Origin of the sequence: Azospirillum sp. A26, from assembly GCF_042604635.1 — a bacterium.
Taxonomy (GTDB): Bacteria; Pseudomonadota; Alphaproteobacteria; order Azospirillales; family Azospirillaceae; genus Azospirillum; species Azospirillum palustre.
Genome location: NZ_CP170473.1, coordinates 1,660,556 through 1,676,539 on the forward strand (window position 1 = coordinate 1,660,556; position 15,984 = coordinate 1,676,539).

The 15,984-nt window shown below is 68.6% G+C and carries 13 protein-coding genes; 5 read left to right on the top strand and 8 right to left on the bottom strand.

Annotation, left to right across the window (positions count from 1 at the left end; genetic code table 11):
• The first annotated feature begins 36 nt into the window (after nt 1–36).
• From ABNQ39_RS21630 to ABNQ39_RS21645, 4 genes are all read left to right on the top strand, one after another.
• Nucleotides 37–1,002, top strand: a complete 966-nt coding sequence (locus ABNQ39_RS21630; RefSeq protein WP_376960398.1) for a Bug family tripartite tricarboxylate transporter substrate binding protein — start codon at nt 37–39, stop codon at nt 1,000–1,002.
• 170 nt (nt 1,003–1,172) lie between these two features.
• On the top strand, nt 1,173–1,679 hold the full coding sequence (locus tag ABNQ39_RS21635) for a tripartite tricarboxylate transporter TctB family protein (protein WP_109447488.1): 507 nt from the start codon (nt 1,173–1,175) through the stop codon (nt 1,677–1,679).
• 39 nt (nt 1,680–1,718) lie between these two features.
• Entirely contained in the window at nt 1,719–3,236 is a 1,518-nt protein-coding gene (locus ABNQ39_RS21640; RefSeq protein WP_376960401.1) for a tripartite tricarboxylate transporter permease, read from the top strand.
• Nucleotides 3,233–4,147 (top strand): SMP-30/gluconolactonase/LRE family protein, encoded by a 915-nt coding sequence (locus tag ABNQ39_RS21645; protein ID WP_376960403.1) that lies wholly within the window; start codon nt 3,233–3,235, stop codon nt 4,145–4,147. Before ABNQ39_RS21640 ends, ABNQ39_RS21645 begins: the two co-directional genes overlap by 4 nt.
• Before the next feature lie 112 nt (nt 4,148–4,259).
• Here ABNQ39_RS21645 and ABNQ39_RS21650 read toward each other — a convergent pair whose 3' ends face one another.
• From ABNQ39_RS21650 to ABNQ39_RS21670, 5 genes are all read right to left on the bottom strand, one after another.
• Nucleotides 4,260–5,798 carry an AMP-binding protein gene (locus tag ABNQ39_RS21650; RefSeq protein ID WP_376960405.1) on the bottom strand — a complete coding sequence of 513 codons (1,539 nt, stop codon included), beginning with the start codon at nt 5,796–5,798 and terminating at the stop codon, nt 4,260–4,262.
• Nucleotides 5,799–5,856: 58 nt separating this feature from the next.
• Nucleotides 5,857–7,620 carry an ABC transporter permease subunit gene (locus ABNQ39_RS21655; protein WP_376960407.1) on the bottom strand — a complete coding sequence of 588 codons (1,764 nt, stop codon included), beginning with the start codon at nt 7,618–7,620 and terminating at the stop codon, nt 5,857–5,859.
• Nucleotides 7,617–8,714, bottom strand: a complete 1,098-nt coding sequence (locus ABNQ39_RS21660; RefSeq protein WP_376960409.1) for an ABC transporter ATP-binding protein — start codon at nt 8,712–8,714, stop codon at nt 7,617–7,619. Before ABNQ39_RS21660 ends, ABNQ39_RS21655 begins: the two co-directional genes overlap by 4 nt.
• 25 nt (nt 8,715–8,739) lie before the next feature.
• The gene (locus ABNQ39_RS21665; RefSeq protein WP_376960411.1) at nt 8,740–9,840 is read right to left on the bottom strand and encodes an ABC transporter substrate-binding protein; all 1,101 of its coding nucleotides are present in this window, start codon (nt 9,838–9,840) and stop codon (nt 8,740–8,742) included.
• A 119-nt stretch (nt 9,841–9,959) separates the two neighbouring features.
• Nucleotides 9,960–10,736: an enoyl-CoA hydratase/isomerase family protein gene (locus tag ABNQ39_RS21670; protein ID WP_376960413.1), complete on the bottom strand. Its 777-nt coding sequence runs from the start codon at nt 10,734–10,736 to the stop codon at nt 9,960–9,962.
• Nucleotides 10,737–10,937: 201 nt separating this feature from the next.
• Between ABNQ39_RS21670 and ABNQ39_RS21675 the strand changes: the two genes are divergently transcribed.
• A complete protein-coding gene (locus ABNQ39_RS21675; RefSeq protein WP_376960415.1) occupies nt 10,938–11,801 on the top strand; it encodes an IclR family transcriptional regulator in 864 nt (287 codons plus the stop codon).
• A 75-nt stretch (nt 11,802–11,876) separates the two neighbouring features.
• On the opposite strand, the gene ABNQ39_RS21680 is transcribed toward ABNQ39_RS21675, so the two are convergent.
• Genes ABNQ39_RS21680 through ABNQ39_RS21690 form a run of 3 tightly spaced genes read right to left on the bottom strand, consistent with a single transcriptional unit; the run spans nt 11,877 to nt 15,945 of the window.
• A complete protein-coding gene (locus ABNQ39_RS21680; RefSeq protein WP_376960417.1) occupies nt 11,877–13,766 on the bottom strand; it encodes a TRAP transporter large permease in 1,890 nt (629 codons plus the stop codon).
• Complete coding sequence (locus ABNQ39_RS21685) at nt 13,763–14,800, bottom strand: TRAP transporter substrate-binding protein (protein WP_376960419.1); 1,038 nt, start codon at nt 14,798–14,800, stop codon at nt 13,763–13,765. The genes ABNQ39_RS21680 and ABNQ39_RS21685 overlap by 4 nt, the downstream gene beginning before the upstream one ends.
• Nucleotides 14,801–14,856: 56 nt before the next feature.
• Entirely contained in the window at nt 14,857–15,945 is a 1,089-nt protein-coding gene (locus tag ABNQ39_RS21690) for a maleylacetate reductase (protein WP_376960421.1), read from the bottom strand.
• Nucleotides 15,946–15,984 lie beyond the last annotated feature (39 nt).

Sequence of the window (15,984 nt, forward strand, 5' to 3'; positions counted from 1 at the left end):
CGCACCCCACCAAGCAAAATTCGAGGGAGAACGTTTATGAAGGGCTATCGCCTCCTGACCGGCGCCGTCGTCGGCGTCCTGGCCACGGCCAGCCTGATTGCCGGCGCGCAGGCCGCCGACTACCCGACCAAGCCGATCGAGCTGATCGTCCCCTATGCCGCCGGCGGCGGCACCGATCTGGTCGCCCGCGCCTATGCCGACGCCACCAAGAAGCATCTGCCGCAGGCGATGGGCGTCGTCAACAAGACCGGCGGCGGCGGCGCCGTCGGCCTGACCGAGATCATGGCCGCCCGCGCCGACGGCTACAAGGTCGGCATGGGCACGGTGGAGATCACCCTGCTGCCGCACATGGGCGTTGCCCGCTTCTCGGTCGACGACTTCACCCCGGTCGCCCGCCTGAACGCCGAGCCGAGCGCCATCACCGTCAAGGCCGACGCGCCCTGGAAGACCATCGAGGAATTCCTGGCCGACGCCAAGGCCAACCCCGGCAAGGTCCGCATCGGCAACTCCGGCACCGGCGCCATCTGGCACCTCGCCGCCGAGGCCCTGCAGAACAAGACCGGCCTGACCTTCAACCACATCCCGTTCGACGGCGCCAACCCGGCCGTGACCTCCCTGTTGGGCGGCCACATCGAGGCGGTGTCGGTCAGCCCGGCCGAGGTGTCGAGCCAGGTTGCCGGCGGCCAGCTCCGCATGCTGGCGGTGATGGCCGACGAGCGTTCCAAGGCGTTCCCGGACGTGCCCACCCTGAAGGAGAAGGGCATCGACCTGTCGGTCGCCACCTGGCGCGGCATCGTCGTTCCGAAGAAGACCCCGGCGCCGGTCGTCGAGACCCTGCGCAAGGCCAGCAAGGCGGCGGCCGAGGAGCCGGCCTTCCGTGAGCAGCTCGCCAAGATGAACCTGACCTGGGCCTATGCCGACGGTCCGGAGTTCGGCGCCGCCATGCAGAAGGACAACGCCTTCTTCAAGGATCTGATGACCAAGCTCGGCATGGCCAAGTAACACGGAAACGCGCCGGTCCGGCGGCGGCCATGGCTTCGTGCGTTTGACATGAAACGCACGAAGCCATGGCCCAATGTTAGAGGATCGGATTCACGCGTCAAATCGATCCCGATTTCACGCGATCCGATCCAGCCGCCGGGCCGGCGTTCCGTTTCCGAGGAGTCCGACTGATGAGCAACGCACCTGTCCAGGGCGGCGGGGCCGGCGCGCCCCTCTCCACCAAGATCGCCAATCTGGTCATCGCGGTCGTGCTGATCGCGGTGGCCGCCGCCGCCATCGCATCGACCGGCGATTTCCCCAAGACCATGCTGGCCGCCGACGTCGGCCCGGCCCGGTTCCCGATCATCCACGCCTCCGTGCTGATCGTGCTGTGCCTGATCCTGATCGCCAACACGCTGCGCATGCCGACCATCGCCGACGACACCCCGCCGGTCGGCGTCGCCGGCTATGCCGGGGTGGCGCTGGGCATCCTCGCCACCGCCGCCTGCCTGTACGCCATGGAGTATGTCGGCTACGCCGTCGCCACGGTGGTCTACATGGCAGCCCTGATGTGGCTGATGGGGCAGCGCAGCCCGCTGTGGAACCCGGTGATCGCCGTCGTCGTGACCGCCGTGATCTATTTCACCTTCCAGAGCGCCCTCCAGGTGCCGCTGCCGGTCGGGAGCCTGTTCGAATGACCCCGTCGTCCCGCCCCACGCCTGCGAAGGAGCGCCACCATGCATGAACTCGGCATGCTGATGAACGGCGTCGCGACGCTGGCCGCCAACCCGATGGCGCTGCTGCTGTCCCTGGTGGGCGTGGCGCTCGGCATCGTCATCGGCGCCCTTCCCGGCCTGACCGCGACGATGGGCGTCGCCATCCTGCTGCCCTTCACCTTCGGCATGGACCCGGTTTCCGGCCTGCTGATGATCTCAGGCGTCTTCTTCGGCGGCGTCTATGGCGGGTCGGTGACCGCCATCCTGCTGAAGATCCCCGGCACCCCAGCCGCCGCCGCCACCGCGATGGACGGTTTCGAGCTGACCAAGAAGGGCATGGCCGGCGTGGCTCTCGGCACCGCCACCCTGTCGTCCTTCCTCGGCGGCATGGCCAGCATCCTCGTGCTGATCTTCCTGGCGCCGGTGCTCGCCGGCTTCGCCCTGGAGTTCAGCGCGTCGGAAAGCTTCGCGCTCGCCGTCTTCGGGCTGAGCATCATCGCCAGCATCTCCGGCAAGTCGGTGGTGAAGGGGCTGATCGCCGGCTTCCTCGGCCTGCTGATCGCCACCGTCGGGATGGACCCGATGGGCGGCTTCCCGCGCTTCACCGGCGGCTACACCGAGCTGTTCAACGTTCCTTTCATCCCGGTGATGATCGGATTGTTCGCCGCCGCCGAAGCCTTCAAGTCGATGGAGGACCCGAAGGTCCGCCTCGGCATGGCGGCGGCGCTCGGCCGCATCGTCCCGCCCTGGGCGACCTACAAGTCTCTGCTCGGCGTCGTGTCGCGCTCCTCGATCCTCGGCATCGTCATCGGCATCATTCCCGGTGCCGGTTCCGACATCGCCGCCTACGTCGCCTACAACGAGGCGCGGCGCTTCAGCAAGACGCCGGAGAATTACGGCAAGGGCGAGCTGGGCGGCGTCGCCGCCTGCGAGGCCGGCGCCAACGGCTGCACCGGCGGCGCGCTGCTGACCATGCTGACGCTGGGCATCCCCGGCGACGCGGTGACCGCGGTGATGCTGGGCGCCCTGACGCTCCAGGGCCTGCAACCGGGTCCGCTGCTGTTCAAGGAACACGGCGATCTGGTCTTCACCCTCTTCGCCGGCATGATCTTCTGCTATGTCGGCATGCTGGTGCTGGGTCTGGGCTCGCTGCGCTTCATGGGCCGCATCCTGCAGATGCCGAAGTCGGTGCTGACGCCGGTCATCCTGGCGCTCTGCGTGGTCGGCACCTATGCCATCAACAACAGCCTGTTCGACATCGGCATCATGCTGGCCGCCGGCGTCGCCGGCTACTTCATGCAGAAGTGGGATTTCCCGGCCTCGCCGGTGGTGCTGGCGCTGATCATGGGCCCGATGGCCGAGGCCAACTTCCGCCGCGCGCTGTCGCTCTCGGCCGGCAGCTACGATTTCCTCTACAGCCGGCCGATCACCGCGGTTCTGCTGACCGTTGCCATCCTGACGCTGCTGCTTCCGCTGGTGAAGCGCTGGCGGGCCGAGCGGGCGGGCGTATCGGGTGGACCGGTGGAAGCAACCAAATGACCGCCGTCGCCACCATCGGCCTTGACGCCGTCATCGAACCGGACCTCCGCAACGGCAACGGCGAGAATCCCGTCTGGGACGCCGACCGCCGCAACTGGACCTGGATCGACATTCCGGGCCGCCGCATCCACCGGCTGGATCCGTCCAGCGGCGTGCGGCGCGACTGGACGCTGCCGGAAATGATCGGCAGCCTCGTGCTGCGGCCGGACGGCGGTGCGGTCGTCGCCTGCCAGACCGGTCTCTTCGATGCGGAGCTGCCCGAGGCAGGCGGCGACGCGGTGCTCGGCCGCCTCGCCGACAGCCCGTTCTCGACGGAGGGCATGCGTTTCAATGACGGGCGCTGCGACCGGCAGGGGCGGCTGTGGGTGTCCGCCATGGTGATGGACATCGCCAAGGGCGACCCGTCAGGCGCGTGGTACCGCTACACCCGCGCCGAGGGGCTGGTGGAGACCGGGCTGACCGGCTTCGTCATCCCCAACGGCTCCGCCTTCAGCCCGGACGGCCGCACGCTCTACGCGTCCGACACCCACCGCGACGTGCGGATGGTCTGGGCCTGGGAATACGATCCGGAGAGCGGCACCGCCGTCAACCGGCGTCCCTTCATCGACATGCGGGCGATGGTCGGGCGGCCGGACGGTGCGGCGGTCGACACCGACGGCTGCTATTGGATCTGCTGCCTGGACGAGGGCTGCATCAAGCGCTTCACCCCGCGCGGCGATCTCGACCGCCGCATCGAGGTGCCGATGCGCAAGCCGACCATGTGCGCCTTCGGCGGGGAGGGCTTGCGGACGATGATGGTCACCTCGCTCAGCCGCGGCCCGGCCGATCTGGCCGAGGATCCGCACGGCGGCCGGGTTCTGATGTTCGACCCCGGCGTCCAGGGCCTGCCGGAGCCGCGCCTGACCCGCTGAGGGCGAGGGCCTCGCACCAAGGCGATCCATTCCTGTCGAACGGCAAAGCCGGCTGTGTCTCACAGCCGGCTTTGTCCGTCGTTGGCGAGGGTGAAGGCGAGGCGGGACGGCCTCAGCGCACCGCCTGCCGGTCCCAGCTGTCGTTCACCGTGGGCGACAGGCGGTGCTTCATGATGCGCTGGCTGGGCGTGCGCTCGAACCCCTCCACCAGGGCGATGTAGCGCGGGTTCTGGTAGGGCGCCAGTTGGCGGCCGAGCCAGTCGGACAGGGCCGGGATGTCCACCGTGGCGCCCAGCCTGGGCTTGACGAACAGCTTGATGTCCTGCTCGCCGATGTCCGCCTGCACGCCGATGACGGCGCAGTCCTCGATGGCGGGATGGGTGGCGGCGATGTGCTCGATCTCCCAGGCGGAGACGTTCTCGCCCTTGCAGCGCATGCTGTCGGTCATCCGGCCGTGGAACAGCAGCGTGCCGTCCGGCAGCAGCGAGCCGAGGTCGCCGGTGTGCAGCGCGCCGTTGCGCAGGGCCTTCGCCGTCGCCTCGGGATTGCGGAAATAGCCGGCGAACAGGGCGCCCGGCGTGTCGGTGCGCACCACGATCTCGCCGCGCTCGCCGCGGGCGACCGGCTTGCCGGCCTCGTCCAGCAAAGCCACGGTGAACCAGGGCATCGGCCGCCCCACCGCGCCGACAATGCCCTCGTCGTTGCAGGTGGTGATGCTCGACGCCTCGGTCATGCCGTAGCATTCGCGGATCTCGACGCCGAACCGCTCCTGGAACGGCGTCCAGGTCTCCTTGGGGCAGCCGCCGCCCCAGGCGATGCGCACGGGATGGTCGCGGTCGCGCGGGTCAGCCGGCTGCTTCAGCAGGATTTGCAGGATGCCGCCGAGATAATGGATGTGGGTGGCGCCATAGTCGCGGACCTGATCCCAGAAGCGGCTGGCGCTGAAGCGGTCGACCATCGCCAGCGACACCTTGGCGATCAGCGGCAGCACGATCATCTGCGCGCCGCCGATGTGATAGAGCGGCTCCCAGACGAACAGCACGTCACCATCGCGGGCCGCCGAGACGCGCGCCACCGCCTCGCCCGCCAGACGCATCATGCGGTGGGTGACCAGCGCGCCCTTCGGCCGGCCGGTGGTCCCCGACGTGTACATGATGGCGAAGAGGTCGTCCGCTCCGGGGAGCGTACCCTCGAACAGGGCGCCGCTGTCCAGCATCGGCTCCAGCCGCGGCAGGGACGAGGCCTCGTCGGCGCCGGCGACAATCAGAGGCTTGCCCGACAGGTCGGCGCCGCACTCCGCGATGGTCGCCACGAGATCGGCGTCGGCCAGCACCGCCGCCGGATCGGAATGCTCCAGGATGTAGCGCAGCCCGTCGCCGCGCTGCTGGGCGTTGATCGGGATCCACACCAGCCCGGCCTTGGCGATGCCGAACAGGGTGGACAGCACCGCCGGGCTGTTGCGCAGCATCAGCGCCACGCGGTCGCCGGGGACCAGACCCATCCGCCGCAGCTCCGCCGCCATGCTGTCGGACTGGCGGTCGAGGGTGCCGGCGGTCAGCGGGGCGCCGTTGTAGCGGGCGAACAGACGCTCGCCGTCGGTCCGCGCGGCCTGGGTCAGCAGGCCGGCGAACCCGGTGGAGAAATCGGACATGGTCGGGAATCTCGGCTCGGGAAATCTCGGGGTGAACGGACGGTGCACAATCCGCCGCTCAGCGGCCGGACCGGCGCAGCCGTTCGGCGATCAGCAGTAGCGCCATGACGATGAGGAAGACGACGACCGACACAGCGGCCAGGGTCGGGTTCAGCTGAAGGATCATGTCGTCCCACATCTGCTTGGGCAGCGTGGTCTTGACCCCGCCGCTGACGAAGATGGCCACCGTCAGCTCGTCGAAGGAGGTGATGAAGGCGAACAGGAAGGCGGCGACCAGACCGCCGCGGATCAGTGGAACGGTGACCCGCATCAGCGTCTGCACCCGGTTGGCGCCGAGCGTCGCCGCCGCCTGGTCCAGCCGCCAGTCATGCCCCTTGACCACCGCGGCGATGGCGACGAAGGCGAAGGGCAGCGCCAGCACCGTATGGCCGATGACGAGGCCGAGGTCGGTGGCGACCAGCCCGATCTGGGCGAACAGATAGAACAGGCCGACCGCGATGACGATGCGCGGGACGATCATCGGCGCCAGGAACAGGGCGAAGATGGCGCCGCGCCAGCGCGAGGTCGAGCGGGCCAGCGCCAGGGCCGCCAGCCCGGCGATCAGCGTCGCCAGGATGGCGGTGGCGAAGGCGACGCCGAAGGAGCGCAGCGTGGCGCCCAGCCACAGATCCGATCCGAAATAGACCTCGAACCATTTCAGGCTGTAGCCCGGCGGCGGGAAATCGAGGAAGGGCGAGCTGGTGAAGGCGATGGGCACCACCACGATGGCCGGCGCCACCAGGAAGACCAGCACCAGGGTCGAATAGACCGCCGGCAGCCGGTCGCGGCCACGCTCGCCCAGCACGGGCGCGGCAACGCGCGCGGCGGCTGCGGTCAGCGTCGCCAGCGCCGCCAGGATGCCCTGCCCGGCCCTGCGCATGCGGCCGCCGCCCTTTTTGCGCCGGGATCCTTCGCCGGACAAAGTCGAAAGGCCGAAGATGCGGTCATAGACCCAGCAGGTGACCAGGGCCGCCGCCAGCATGAAGGTGGCCAGCGCCCCGGCGAAGGCCCAGTTCAGCATTTCTTGAATCTGGGCGATGATCAGCTGCGCCAGCATGGTCTGCTGCGGCCCGCCCAGCAGAGCGGGAACGATGAAGAAGCCCAGCGAGGAGATGAAGGTCAGCAGCCCCGCCGCGGCGATGCCCGGCAGCGACAGCTGGAAATAGACGAGCCAGAAGGCATGGCCCGGCGCCGCCCCCAGCGTTTCCGCCGCCTGCACCAGCCGGCGGTCGATGCCGGTCATCACCGGCAGCATGGTCAGCACGGCCAGCGGCAGCATGGCGTGCACCATGCCGATCATCACGCCGAACTCGTTGTGCAGCATCTCCGGCCGCGGCAGGCCGCCGGCCGCCAGGAGGCCGCCGATGACGCCGGTGCGGCCCAGGATCACCATCCAGGCGAAGGTCTTCACCAGATAGCTGGTCCAGAACGGCACCATCACCGCCAGGATCATCACGCCGCGCCTGCGCTCCGGCAGCTGCGCCAGCCAATAGGCCAGCGGATAGCCCAGCAGCAGCGAGAACAGCGCCGTCAGCCCGGCGATCCGGAAGGTGCCCATCAGCACGCGGAAATAGACGCCGGTGTCGACGATGCGGGCGTAATGCTCCCCCGTCCAGGCGCCGGTGTCGGCATCCTGAACGCTGAGGCCGAGCAGCCGCAGGACCGGATAGAGGAAGAAGACGGCGAGGAAGGCGATGCCGGGCGCCGCCAGCCAGAGCGGTCCGAAGCGCAGCCGCTGCCTCAGACCGCCCTCGTCGGTGCCGTGCAGAAGAACGGCGCTCATGACACCAGCACCCCGGCGTCGCTGCGCCAGCGCACGGCGACGCGGTTGCCCAGCGGCGGCGGCGACATGCCGCGCCGCAGCCGGACGGTGACGGTGGACTGGTCGCCCAGCGCCACCAGCACGCGGGTCTCCGAGCCGGCATAGACGGTGTCGACCACCTGGCCCGACACCTCGTTGTCGCCCTCGCCGTCGAGGTCGAGCTGCTCGGGCCGGACGATCAGCGACGCCTCGCCCTGGCCGGCCACGGCGCCCGCGGCGGCAGCGGTGGCGGCCGACAGGCGGAACCGCCCGCCGCCGGTCACCAGGATCGGCGCCCCGCCCTCGTCGCGCTGGAGCCTGCCGCGGAAGATGTTGGACACGCCGATGAAGTCGGCGGCAAAGGCGGTCTTCGGCCGGGCGTAGATGTCGTGGGGCGTGCCGATCTGCTCGATGCGCGCGTGGTTCATCAGGCAGATGCGGTCGGACATGGCCAGGGCTTCCTCCTGGTCATGGGTGACGTAGATGATGGTGGCGCCGGTCTCGCGGTGCAGCCGCTTGATCTCGTACTGCATATGCTCGCGCAGCTTCTTGTCGAGCGCCCCCAGCGGCTCGTCCATCAGGATGACGGAGGGCTGGTAGACGAAGCAGCGGGCCAGCGCCACCCGCTGCTGCTGGCCGCCCGACAGCTCCTTGGGGAAGCGGTCGCCGAGATGGCCGAGATGGACCATCTCCAGCGCCTCGCGGACCCGGCGGTCGACATCGGCGCCCGGGATCCCGCGCATGCGCAGGGGAAAGCCGATGTTCTCCGCCACCGTCAGATGGGGGAACAGGGCGTAATGCTGGAAGACCAGCCCGATGTCGCGCTTGTGGACGGGCGTGCGGGTTTCGTCGCGGCCATCGATCAGGATGCGCCCGCCGTTCGGCTCCACCAGCCCGCAGATCATCTGCAGAAGCGTGGTCTTGCCCGAGCCGGAGGGGCCCAGCAGGGTCAGGAATTCGCCCGCCGGAACCTCCAGCCGGGTGGGCTGGAGGGCGACGACGGACCCGTAGCTCTTGGTTAGGCCATCGACCAGAAGCTTGCAGGCGGGAGGGGCCGTTCCGTGGGAGGGGAGCATGGCGGCGGGTCTCCTGTGATGGTCGTCAGCCGAGGATCCAGGCGTTGAAGCGCTCGCTCATCTTGGAGCGGTTGGCGCCCCACCAATCCTCGCGGGCGATGGTCATGGTCTTGAGATTCTCGGGGAAGGTGGGCAGCGCCTGCGCCCGCTCCTTCGGGATCTCGTCATAGGCCTTGAGGTTGGTCGGACCGTAGGCCAGCACCTCGGTGAAGATCGCCTGGCGCTGCGGATCGGCGCAGAACTTGATGAATTTGCGCGCGGCGTCGGCGCGCGGGTTGCCGCGCGGGATGCCCCATCCCTCGATGGAATAGAGGCCCTGGTTCCACGAGATCTTCACCGGCGCGCCGCCGTCGATGGCGGCCTGGGCGCGGGCGTTCCACAGGGCGATCATGTCGACCTCGCCGCTCTGGATCAGCTGGGTCGACTGGGCGCCGCCGGTCCACCAGGCGGCGATGTGCGGGCGGATGCGGTCCAGGCTCTTGTAGGCGCGGTCGACGTCGAGCGGGTAGAGCTTGTCCAGCGGCACGCCGTCGGCCAGCAGCGCCTGCTCCAGCGTGTCGATGGGGTTCTTGCGCAGCGAGCGGCGGCCGGGGAACTTCTCGACATTCCAGAAATCGGCCCAGCTCTGCGGCGGGTTGGACGCGAACTTGTCGGTCCGGTAGCCGAGGATGGTGGAATAGACGTCCGTTCCCATCCACTGGCCGGTCAGCGCATCCGGCATCAGGCCCGGCGCGTCGGCGGCGGCGAAATCCAGCGGTTCCAGCAGGTTCTGGCGGGTCAAGATGTCGCGCGCCGACAGCGTCAGCGTGCAGACGTCCCAGCTGTAGGATTTGGTTTCGACGATTGCCTTGAACTGGGCGGTCGGCTCGGCCTCGCGGGCGACATTGACCACCTTGATGCCGGTGGCCTTCTCGAACGGGTCGTAGAACGCCTTACGGAAGGCCGGGCTGTAGGGACCACCCGGATCGGCCACGGTAATCTGAGAGGTCTGCGCCAGCGCCGGGCCGCTCATCCCGGCCGCCAGGACCGGCGGAAGGGCCGCCGCAACGGCGGTGCCCGCGGCCCCCTTCAGCGCGGTGGAGAGCAGGCCGCGGCGGTCGATGGAGAAACCGTCATTCTTTCCCATTGTCGTATTCCCTGTTCGCTGGCCGGATCTTGGCAATCGTCCGGTTGATGGAGGAGCTGTCGGGTGGGTGGGACGGCGGCGAACCGTCCCATTTTTAAAAGACGGGCCGAAACGGCCGGTCAGGCGGCCGTCTTGCGCGCGGCGCGCTTGGCCAGGAACTCCTCCATCATGCGGGCCGGTTCGCCCGACGCGTAGGCTTCCCGCTGGATGCGCACGCCGGCGGCCAGACAGTCGCGGAACCCGGCCTCGGTCATCTCGCGGAAGCGCTGCTTGTCGAGGCGCATGGCGACCGGCGGCTTGGCGGCCAGTTCGCCGGCCAGTTCCAGCGCCTCGGCCATCACGCGGTCCTGCGGAACGATGCGGTTGATCAGGCCGATGGCGTGGCATTCCTCCGCATCCATCAGACGGCCGGTCAGCGTCAGGTCCATGGTCCGGGCCAGCCCGATCATCTCCTTCATGATCCAGGGGCCGGTGGTGCTGGCGATGCCGGAATTGATCTCCGGCTGGCCCATGCGCACGCCGGGATGGCCGACGCGCAGGTCGCCCAGCAGCGCCACCTGGAAGGCGGAACCGGCGGCGACGCCGTTCAACGCCACCACCAGCGCCTTCGACAGGCTGCGCATGTGGTTGTAGAGCCGCTCCCACTCCGCCACCCACTCCTCGGCGCGGTCGGCATCGAAGCTCTTGGTTTCGTTCAGATCCTGGCCCGCCCCGAAGGCACGGTCGCCGGCACCGGTCAGGATGATCGCGCGGATGGACTCGTCGGCCTCCATGCGGTCGAAGGCGACGACCAGATCGTCGCGCATCGCCTTGTTCCAGGCATTCAGCACGTTGGGACGGTTCAGCGTGATGATGCCGACCGGGCCGCGGGTCTCGGTGAGGATGAAGTCGGTCACTGGTGCGCTCCTGTCGATGCGGGAGGCCGGTCCGGCCCGGCGAATTGTGGCCGGCAGCCGGGGGCCTCCGCGGGAATGGGGGATCGAAGGGTGATCGCGAAGCGGTGTATTGAAATGCAATACTTTGTATTGATTAGCTTGGCTTGCTTTCGGTACGCTGTCAACGGTATCTCTCACCGCGCACAGTCAGGACCGACCGACATGGCACCGCGCCGATCCGCCTCTTCAGCGCCCAGGACGGGCGTTCCCGCCGGCACGGACATCGATGCCGGCACCGTCATTGCCGAAAATCCCGGTTCCGAGGGCCGGGCCGGCGATCCGCTGATGGTGATGTCTGTGGACAAGGCGTTCCGCGTGCTGCACGCCTTCGATTCCTCGCGGCCGTCCATGAGCCTGACCCAGGTCGCCGCCGCCGTCGGCATGGACAAGAGTGCGGCGCAGCGCTTCACCTACACGTTGGAGAAGCTGGGCTATCTGCGGAAGGATCCGGTCACCAAGCGGTTCGAGCTGACCGTCCGCAGCCTGGACATCGCGCATCACTATCTGCACAGCAACGCGATGCTGCAGCGCGCGATGCCCTATCTGATGCATCTCAGCAAGACGACGGAAGAGACGATCAACCTGACCATGATGGACGGGACGGACATCGTCTTCGTGTCGCGCTTCATGAGCCGGCATGTGCTGAACACCGACGTCATCGTCGGCACGCGGATGCCGGCCTACTGCACTGCGCCCGGCATCGCCATCCTGTCCCGCCTGCCGGCGGCGGAGGCGGCGGCGCTGGTCGACCGGATGGATTTGAAGCCCTACACGCCCACCACCACCTGGAAGCGCGACGAGCTGCTGGCCAAAATCGCGCAATCGGCGGTGAACGGCTATGCCACCGCATTCGAGGAGTTCTATCACGGCGACCTGTCGGTCGCGGCGGCCATCACCGGATCGGGCGGCGTGCCGGTTGGCGCGCTGAACATCGCCGTGTCGCGCGCGCGCTTCACGCCGGAGGAGATGGAGGAGCGCTTCGCCCCCCTGGTGGTGGCGGCGGCCGGATCGGTCTCGCAGCGTTGACCTGAAAAGACGAAGCCGGCCCCGGAATGAACCGGGGCCGGCTTGAGCAAGCTGCCACAAACCTGAAGGTACGGGTTACAGGAAGCCGGTCGAGATCCAGGGAATCGCCGCGACCAGCGCCAGTCCGGCCAGCAGCGCCGCCAGATAGCCCATGATCGGGCGCATGCCCTCGTCCGGATTGACCCGTCCGATGGCCGAGGCGACGTAGAAGCCGACCCCAAAGGGCGGCGCGAACAGGCCGAGGCCCATGGCGAGGATCACCACCATCGCATACTGCACCTCATGCACGCCCATCTCGCGGGCGATGGGGAACAGCAGCGGGCCGAACAGCACGATGGCCGGGATGCCTTCCAGAACGCTGCCCAGGATGATGAAGGCGACGATGGACACCGCCAGGAAGGTGAAGGAGCCTCCCGGCAGGCTGGCCATGAAATGGGCCAGATCGGTCGAGAAGCCGGAGCGCGTCAGGCACCAAGCCATCCCCGTCGCGGTGCCGATGATGAACAGGATCGCTCCCGACAGGGCGGCGGTCTCGACCAGCATCGGGACCACCCGCCGCCAGTCGAAGCGGCGATAGACCAGCAGCCCGACGGCGACGGCATAGACGATGCCGATGGTCGACACTTCGGTCGCCGTGGCGACGCCCTCGATCACCGCGGTGCGGATCACGAAAGGCAGGGCGAGCGCCGGCAGCGCCACCACCAGGCTTTTGCCCAACTCGCTGCCGGTCGGCCGGCGCACGCCCGACAGGTCTTCGTTGCGGTAGCGGTGCCGCACGACCAGGCACAGCATCACCGCCAGCAGCAGGCCGGGCAGCAGGCCGCCGGTGAACAGCGCGGCGATGGACACGCCGGTGACCGAGCCGATGGTGATCAGGACGATGCTGGGCGGAATGGTCTCGGTCTGCGCGCCGGTCGCGGCCAGCAGCGCTACCAGATCGCCCGGCTTGGCACCGCGATTCTTCATCTCCGGGAACAGCACAGGGGCGACCGCCGCCATGTCGGCGGCCTTCGAACCGGAAATGCCGGAGACGAGATACATCGCACCGATCAGCACATAGGACAGGCCGCCGCGCACATGGCCGAGCAGGTTGGCCAGCACCGCCACCATGGCCCGGGCCATGCCGGTCATCTCGATCAGGAGACCGAGGAAGACGAACAGCGGCACCGACAGCAGGATCAGGTGCGACATGCCTTCGTCCATCCGGCCGACGACGACCAGCAGCGGCACCTTCGTGGTCAGGGCAAGATAGCCGAAGCTCGACAGCCCGAAGGCGAAGGCGATGGGCACGCCGGCGAACACCGACCCGGCCACCACGACCACGAAGAAGACCAGCAGGTTGAGCTTGCCGAGATCGGCCAGCACCGGCTGGAGGATTGTGAACAGGGCGGCGATGGCCGCCACCGCCGCCAGGGCACCCGCCACCAGCCGGACATCGCCCACCCGTGCCAGCCGGACCAGCGCCGTCGCGATCATCAGCCCGAGACCGGTCGGCAGGGCCGCCGCACGCCACATGTTCGAGATCTGCAAAGCCGGGGTGGTGATCTCCAGCTCTTCCCAGGCGAATTCGCCGGCCGGCAGGATGACCAGCAGCAGGAAGCAGAGTGCCGCCGCCACCGCGAAGACGTCGAGGAACGCCCGCGCGCGGGGCGATGCCCAGCTGACGAAGGCGGTCATCCGCATATGCTCGCCGCGGCGGAAGGCGACGACGGCCCCCAGCATCGCCAGCCACAGGAACAGGATCGACGCCAGCTCATCCGACCAGGTGATCGGCGCGTGGAGCACGTAGCGGGCGACGATGCCGGTGAAGAGGATCACCACCTCCGCCGCCACCAGAAGCGCCACCGGCAATTCGGACAGCCAGCCCAGGAGCCGGTCGACCTGCGTCAGCCACGGGCTGGCGCTGTCGGATGGGCCGGCGGTGGACGGGCCGGCGGTGGATTTGTGATCCACCACCGTCGTCATGTCAGGGCCCCCACCGAGCTTTCCAGGGCGCTCCAGGCTTCCTCGCCGTATTTGGCCTTCCATTCGCCGTAGAAGCCGGACTTGCGCAGGACCTCCCGGAAGGGCGCCGGATCGACCTTGTTGAAGGTCAGCCCCTTCTGCGAAAGCGAGTTCTGCAGCGCCTCGTTCAGGCCGGCGATGTCCTGGCGCTGCTGCTGCGCGCCGTCATTCAGGTTGCGGCTGACGATCTGGCGCAGATCCTCGGGCAGCCCGCGCCAGGACCGGCCGTTGGTGACGATCCAGGATCCGTCCCAGACATGGTTGGTGATCGAGCAGAATTTCTGCACCTCGTAGAATTTGGCGGTGTCGGCGACCACCAGCGGATTCTCCTGCCCATCGACCACGCCGGTCTGGAGTGCCGCATAGACCTCGCCCAGGTTGATGCTGGTCGGCGATGCGCCCAGCCCCTTGAACAGCGACACATAGACCGGGCTGACCGGAACGCGGATCTTGAAGGCGGCGAGATCGGCCGGACCGGTGATCGGCTTGGTGGCGGTGGTGATCTGGCGGAAACCGTTGTCCCAGATCCGTTCGAAGGCGTGGAGGCCGGCCTTGTCGAAGCCCTTGCGGATCACACCGCCGAGCTGGCCGTCCATCGCCTTCCAGACCGCGTCGTAATCCTTGAACGCGAATCCCATGCCGTTGATCGAGGCCACCGGGACCAGGGTGGACAGGATCAGCCCGCCGGTGCTGAAGAACTCGATGCCGCCGGAGCGGACCTGCGCCAGCAGGTCGCTGTCACCACCAAGTTGGCTGTTGGGGAAGACGGCGATGTCGACCTTGCCGTTGGTCTCCTTGCGGATGCGCTCGGCGGCCTCGACGGCGCGGACATGCAGCGGGTGGCTGGCGGGGAAGCCGTGACCGAACTTCCAGGCGAATTCCGCGGCATGCGCCTTCGAGATGAAGGGGGCGGCCAGGGGGACGGCCAGGGCGCCTGCCGCGGTGGCGGCCAGAAACTGTCTGCGCTTGATCGTCATGGTGGGCTTGATCGTCATGGTGGTTCCTCCCTTTTTTGCGTTCTCTGCTCCGGTTCGGCTCCCAGCGCCGGCCTCTACCGGCCCGGATGCGGACCCGGACGACGCCCCTCCACCGCCGCGGCGAGGATGCCGCGCACGGCCTCCTCGGTCACCGGTCCGGGGTTGTAGCGGTTGTCGGTCTCGACGGTGATGCGGGCGGCCTCCGCGATCCGGTCGGCGGAGAAGCCGACCTCCGTCAGGCGCGTCGGCAGGCCGACCGTTTCCATCACGTCGAAGATGGCGGCGCCGACGTCTTCCACCCCCATGGCGGCGGCAAGCCGGTCCATCGCCTGGGGGGCGAAGGGCGCATTGTAGGCCGCGACATGGGGCAGCACCAGCGCATGGGACAGCCCGTGCGACACGCCGTAGGTGCCGCCCAGCACATGGGCGACGCCATGCTGGAGGGCGAAGCCGCCGGCCAGCGCCGCACCGGCGAGGTGGGCGCCGTAGAGCAGGTCAGCGCGCGCATCCCCATCGTCCGGACGGGCCGCCACCCGCGGCAGCGCGTCCATGATCGCCCGTGCGCCCTCCATCGCCGCCGGCACGATCACCGGGCTGATGGTGGGGGTGTAGATGGCATCGACGCAATGGGCGAGCGCGTTCATGGCGCTGGCCATGCTGACGTCCACCGGCAAACCGAGCGTCAGCGAGGGATCGTAGACGACGGTGCCGGCCAGCATGCGCAGGCTCTGGTGCATCCGCTTGACGCCGTCGATGGTGATCCCGCAGAAGCCGGTCATCTCGGAGCCGGAATAGGTGGTCGGCACGGCGATGATCGGCAGCCCGAGTTCCAGCGCGATGGCCTTGCCCAGACCGATGGAGGCGCCGCCGCCGACGCTAACCAGACAGTCGGCGCCCATCTCGCGCGCCTTGGCCCGGCCCCGGATCGCCAGTTCGATGGGCACCTGGGAAATCGCTTCCGGCAGGATGCCGATGCAGCGGCTGCCGAGCCGGTCGGCGACACGCCCGCCCATGGCGCTGCGGCCGGGCGTGGACACGACGAGCGCGCGTTTGGCCCCCAGCCGCTCCACCTCCCCGTCGATGCGGTCGACCGCGCCCGCCCCGAAAACAACCCGCGACGGCAGCGCGTTGAACACGTCGCCCGGGGTGCTGAATTCTCTCATGATGGAAATCCGTCCGATGAAACAGGGAGGCAGCGCCTT